Source organism: Protofrankia sp. CiP1_Cm_nod4 (assembly GCF_982290645.1).
The window spans coordinates 1-1,509 of the sequence record NZ_CEVIVC010000198.1 but is presented as its reverse complement, the minus strand read 5'-3'; the positions used below and the strand labels follow the sequence as shown (position 1 = coordinate 1,509).

The 1,509-nt window shown below is 75.6% G+C and carries 1 protein-coding gene; it reads left to right on the top strand.

Annotation, left to right across the window (positions count from 1 at the left end; all coding sequences use genetic code 11):
- Positions 1 to 1,509, top strand: a 1,509-nt coding sequence (locus AC5LSR_RS22475; RefSeq protein ID WP_493468966.1) for an ATP-dependent DNA helicase, incomplete at both ends; no start/stop codon positions are given.

Sequence of the window (1,509 nt, the reverse complement as noted above, 5' to 3'; positions counted from 1 at the left end):
CCACCATCCTGCGCGACGCCGGCTACCACGTCCTCGCCGCCGCCCACGGCGGCCGGCAGACCGACCAGCTCGCCGACCGGCTCAACATCCCCGCCCGGGTCGTCGCCGGCTGGCTCACCCTGCTCGACCACACCGACGACCCGACCACCATCTGGCCGGCCGGCACCGTACTCATCCTCGACGAGGCCACCCACGTCGACACCCGCCACGCCGAACGGCTCCTGCGCTACGCCACCCGCACCCACACCGTGATCATCGCCCTGGGGGATCCCGCCCAACTCGGCGCGGTCGGCGCCGGCGGCTGGTTCACCCACCTGGCCGCCACCACCCCGGACACCCCCGAGCTGACCGTGCTGCACCGCCAGGCCGGCCCGGCCATGGCACCCGTCCGCGCCGCCCTCACCGGCCTGCGCACCCCCACCGCCGGCGCGGCCCGGCGCGCCCTGGACCGGCTCGCCGCCGACGGCCGGATACGGCTGTGCGACAGCCGCGACGAACTACTCGCCGCCGTGGTCGACGACTGGTACACCGCATGGCACCACCGGCCGCAGCCCACCGGCGCCGGGGGGACGCCCACACGCCCGCGACCGGCGGCGATGCCGGTCATGATGGCCGAAACCCACCACGACGTCGAGGCCCTCAACCAGGCCGCCCGCACCCGGCTGACCGCCGACGGCACCCTGACCGGCCCGGCCCTGCACGTCGCCGGCCGCACCTTCCAGGCCGGCGACCAGGTCATCACCCTCACCCAGCACGGCCACACCCTCGTCCCCGCCGGCAGACCCGCCGCCGCCTACATCCGCACCGGCACCCCCGGCCGGGTCGTCGCCGTCCACCCGCACCCCGACCAGCCCGACCGCCAGGCCGTCACCGTCGACTTCCCCGGCAAAGGACGCATCCGCATCCCCTGGGCCTACCTGACCCACGCGTTCCCCGACGGCCGCGACGGCGGCCTCGCCCACGGCTACGCCATCACCGCGCACAAATCCCAGGGCGCCACCATGACCACCGCCCGCCCCGTCATCACCGACCGCACCAGCCGCCCCGGCCTGTACGTCATGCTCTCCCGCGCCCAGACCGACCTACGCGCCTACCTGATCCGCCGCCGCGACCTGGAAAGCAGCCTCGACGACGAGAACTGGCTCCCGATCCTGGACGACACCCACAGCCCCCTGCAACGGCTCGCCGACCATCTCGACCGCTCCCGACCCGAACGGATGGCCGGCGACCTCGACCCCCTCGCCCACACCGCCCACCGGCTACGCACCCGGCACACCCTCGCCGAACTCACCGCCCTGCACCACACCGCCCTGCACGCCGGGCACCCCGCCGACGCACCGGAACTCCACGTGCTGCGCCGCGCGGACCAGGCCGCCGCGGCCACGACCGCCACCCAGGCGATCACCGACCCGCCCGCCAGCCTGCTCGCCCGGATCGGCCCACGACCCGACACCGGCCCCGACCGCACCGTCTGGGACCAGGCCGTGGCCGCGCTGGCCACCTACCACG